This window comes from Parolsenella sp., from assembly GCF_982402205.1.
The window spans coordinates 1-3939 of sequence record NZ_CEVYAT010000148.1; the positions used below are offsets into that span (position 1 = coordinate 1).

The 3939-nt window shown below is 69.0% G+C and carries 4 protein-coding genes; all 4 read right to left on the reverse strand.

Features of this window, described 5'->3' with window-relative positions; genetic code table 11:
- Positions 1-365 (reverse strand): Rossmann-fold NAD(P)-binding domain-containing protein (locus tag AC1VTH_RS07190; protein WP_481335468.1); only part of this gene is annotated, 365 nt, incomplete at its 3' end.
- Positions 366-2027 (reverse strand): Asp-tRNA(Asn)/Glu-tRNA(Gln) amidotransferase subunit GatB, encoded by a 1662-nt coding sequence (gatB, locus tag AC1VTH_RS07195; RefSeq protein ID WP_481335469.1) that lies wholly within the window; start codon positions 2025-2027, stop codon positions 366-368.
- Positions 2024-3520 carry an Asp-tRNA(Asn)/Glu-tRNA(Gln) amidotransferase subunit GatA gene (gatA, locus tag AC1VTH_RS07200; protein WP_481335470.1) on the reverse strand — a complete coding sequence of 499 codons (1497 nt, stop codon included), beginning with the start codon at positions 3518-3520 and terminating at the stop codon, positions 2024-2026. Before gatA ends, gatB begins: the two co-directional genes overlap by 4 nt.
- A complete protein-coding gene (locus tag AC1VTH_RS07205; protein WP_301830823.1) occupies positions 3520-3828 on the reverse strand; it encodes an Asp-tRNA(Asn)/Glu-tRNA(Gln) amidotransferase subunit GatC in 309 nt (102 codons plus the stop codon). Before AC1VTH_RS07205 ends, gatA begins: the two co-directional genes overlap by 1 nt.
- Positions 3829-3939: the final 111 nt, after the last annotated feature.

The following is a 3939-nucleotide window of genomic DNA, read 5'->3' on the forward strand; positions in this document are numbered from 1 at the left end:
ACGCGGCGCAGCACGTCGATCGTGAGGCCCACGGTGAGCTCGGCCACGCTCACGTCGGAGTAGCCGGCGCAGTTCATGACCTCGACGCCCCTCTCGCGGCACGCGTCGAGCGCCACGTGGTCGACGCCTGCAAACGCCACGGCCACGAGCTTGAGCGCGTCGACAGCCTCGACCACGCTCGCCGGGTACGGGTTGTTCGCGATCATCACGACGTCGGCCCCGGCCGAACGACGCACGAGCTCGGCCGCGTCGCAGGTCTTCTCGGGGTAGGAGACGAACTCGTGGCCGGCGGCCTCGATGGGGGCCGCCAGCTCGTGGATCATCTCGTCGGGCACGCCCAGGGGCTCAAGCAGCGCCACCCTCATCTACATCGTCTCCAGCTTCTGGACCAGCAGTTGGTTGAACAGTTTGGGGTTACCCTTGCCGCGGCTCTCCTTCATGCACTGGCCCACGAGGAAGCCTACGACCTTGCGGTTGCCGCCGCGGAACTGCTCCACCTGGTCACCGCAGCGCGCGAGCACCGCGTCGACCACCGGCTCGAGCGCGCTGGTGTCGCTCACCTGGCGCATGCCGCGCTCGTCGACGACCTTCTCGGGATCGAGGTCGGTGCCGTTCACGGCGTCGAGCACCTCGCGCGCCTGGGCAAACGTGATGGCGTCGGCCGCGAGCAGCCCGGAGAGGCTTGCCACCTGGGCGGGCGTGATGGCGTCGTAGGCGGGCGCCAGGTTCACCATGACGTTGGCCACGGTCGAGGCCGCCTTGGGTGCCAGCTTGCAGGCCTGCTCGAACTCGGCCGCAACGGCCGGGTCGCCAGCGAGCTGCTCGGCGTCGGCACGCTTGAGGCCGTAGCTCTCGCAGAAGCGGTCGCGCTTGGCATCGGGCAGCTCGGGGATCTCTGCGCGGGCCTCGTCGATGAACTCGTCGGTGAGGTCGAAGGGCGCGAGGTCGGGGTCGGGGAAGAGGCGGTAGTCATCGGCCGTCTCCTTGACGCGCATGACCACGGTGCGCTTGCGGCTGGGCTCCCAGTGGCGCGTCTCCTGGTAGATGACGCCGCCCTCCTCGAGCACCTCGGCCTGGCGGCAGATCTCGTACTCAAGGCCGTCGTGCAGGGCCTTGAACGAGTTGAGGTTCTTGAGCTCGGTCTTGGTGCCCAGGCGTGTGTCGCCGCGGTGGCGCAGGCTCACGTTACCGTCGCAGCGCATCGAGCCCTTCTCCATCGAGCAGTCGGAAATGCCCAGCGTCACGAAGATGCGGCGGAGCTTCTCCATGAACAGGCGCGCCTCCTCAGGGGTGCGCAGGTCGGGCTCGGTGACGAGCTCGATGAGCGGGGTGCCGCAGCGGTTGTAGTCGACGAGGCTCTCGGTGGCGCCGCCGATGCGGCCCTCCTCGCCGCCCACGTGCACCATCTTGGCAGCGTCCTCCTCCATATGGATGCGCAGGATGCGGATGGGCACCGTGTAGGAGCCGTCCTCGCCGCGCACCGGCACGGCGAGGTTGGCGGTGTCGTAGCTGCCCTGGCTCGAGGCCTTGGCGCCAGCGGCCACGCCGCCCTCGGGCAGGTGCTGCGCCATAGCGGTGGACAGGCCCACGGCGCCGGCGCTCGCGCTGGCAAGGCTCGCCGCCTCGCCTTCGCCAAAGGCACACTCCGGACGCTCGGCGGCGCCGCGACCCGAGACCTCGAGGTCGAGATGGCCGTGCATGCAGAAGGCCACCGGGCCCTGCGTGGTCTGGAAGTTCTTGGCCATGTCGGGATAGAAGTAGTGCTTGCGGTAGAACATGCTGTGGCGCATGATCTGGCAGTTCGTGGCCAGGCCCGCCTTCACGATGGACTGGATGGCGCGGCGGTTGGGCACCGGCAGCGCGCCAGGCAGGCCCAGGCACACGGGGCAGACGTTGGTGTTGGGCTCGTCGTCGTGTGACAGACGGCAGTTGCAGAACATCTTGGTGTCGAGCGCGGTGAGCTCGGTATGGATCTCGAGGCCGATCACGGCCTCCCAATCCCTTAGAACGTCGGCGAGCTTCTTCATGCGAGCTCACCCCCCTTCCCGGCGAAGTCGGGCGCAACGGACGCGTGGGCGGCGGCGCCGCGCTCGACGGCGGCGGCGAACGTCAGCAGGTCGCGGTCCTTGAAGGCCGGCCCCACGAGCTGGGCCGAGACGGGCAGGCCGGAGGTGGCGCCCAGGCCCAGCGGCACGGAGATGCCGCCGTTGCCGGCGATGTTGATGCTGATGGTGTAGAGGTCCGAGAGGTACATCTGCGTGGGGTCGCTCATCTCGCCAAACTTGAACGCCGTGGTGGGGCTGGCGGGCATGAGGATGACGTCGACCTTCTCGTAGGCGGCGGCGTAGTCGCGCGTGATGAGCGTGCGGGCTTTCTGCGCGGCGAGGTAGTACTTCTCGTACACGCCGCTCGACAGCAGCCAGGCGCCCAGCATCTGGCGGCGCTTGGCCTCAGCGCCAAAGCCGTGCGCGCGCGACTTCGAGCTCTGCTCGGCAAGGTTCGCGCAGTTAGGCTCCTGGTAGCCATAGCGCACGCCGTCGAAACGGGCGAGGTTGGAGAAGGCCTCGCAGGGACCCAACACGTAGTAGGCGGCGATGGCCGCGTCGAGGTTGGGAAGGTCGACCTCGACGAGCTCGGCGCCCTGGTCGGCCAAGCTCTGGGCGGCGGCGTTCACGGCCGCCCTGACCTCGTCGGTGAGGCCCGCAGCGCTCATGAGGGCGGGGATGACGCCCACCTTGCGGCCGGCGACGCCATCGTTCAGGTGCTCGGTGAAGTCGACCGGGCAGTCCTGGCTCGTGGAGTCCTTGGGGTCGCGACCCGGCGCGGTGAGCGCGTTCATGGCGAGCGCCACGTCGGCCACGTTGCGGCCAAAGGGGCCCACCTGGTCGAGCGACGAGCCAAAGGCCACGACGCCGTAGCGGCTCACGGCCCCGTAGGTGGGCTTCATGCCCACGACGCCGCACAGGGCCGCCGGCTGGCGGATCGAGCCGCCGGTGTCAGAACCCAGCGCGAGCGTGACCTCGCCGGCGGCAACGGCCGCGGCGGAGCCACCCGAGGAGCCGCCGGGCACGCGCTCGAGGTCCCAGGGGTTGTTGGTGCGGTGGAAGGCCGAGCTCTCGGTCGAGGAGCCAAAGGCAAACTCGTCCATGTTGGCCTTGCCGATGGGCAGGCAGCCCGCGTCGAGCATGCGCTGGACGCAGGTGGCGGTGTAGACGCTCTCGTAGTTCTCGAGCATCTTGGAGGCACAGGTGGTTCGCGTGCCCGCAAGCATCATGTTGTCCTTGATGGCCAGCGGCACGCCCGCAAGCGGCGGCAGGGTCTTGCCGGCGGCGCGGTCGGCATCGATGCGGGCCGCGGCGTTAAGGGCGAGCTCGGGGGCCACCTGGAGGAAGGCCTGGACGGCGTTGTCGCGGGCCTCGACCGCGTCGAGGGCGGCACGCGCCACCTCGGTTGCGGTGAAGTCGCCGGCGGCGATGCCGGCCGCGATCTGGGCGGCGGAGAAGGTGTCGAGGTTTGCCATTACTGCTCCTCCCCCTCTCCCAGGATCGAGGGCACGCGGAAGTAGCGGTCGCGCGCGGCAGGGGCGTCGAGCAGGGCCTCGTCGATGCCAAGGCCAGGCGCGGGGACGTCTGCGCCCATCACGTTCGACAGGTCTCCGATGGGGTGGAACGTGGGCGGGACGTCGGCCTCGCCGTACTGGAGGACGGGCGCGAGCACGCCCTCGATGGCGCCGTTCAGGTACTGCGTCATCTCGGCGAGCTCGTCGCCGTCAAGAGCGATACGCGCATAGTCGGCGATGCCGCGCACGTCGTTTTCGCTGAGTGCCATGGGGCCTCCCAACATGGTTCATAGGATGCAACTTAGTCATTCTATGGCAGGTTGGTGGCGCTGCGCGTGTCGGTGACGGCGATTGTGTCAGGACAGTAACAGTGGAGTGGG

Bases quoted from the DNA above. Each gene is read 5' to 3' on its own strand.
- gatB (WP_481335469.1), bottom strand. From the start codon at position 2,027: ATGAAGAAGCTCGCCGACGTTCTAAGGGATTGGGAGGCCGTGATCGGC.
- gatA (WP_481335470.1), bottom strand. From the start codon at position 3,520: ATGGCAAACCTCGACACCTTCTCCGCCGCCCAGATCGCGGCCGGCATC.
- AC1VTH_RS07205 (WP_301830823.1), bottom strand. From the start codon at position 3,828: ATGGCACTCAGCGAAAACGACGTGCGCGGCATCGCCGACTATGCGCGT.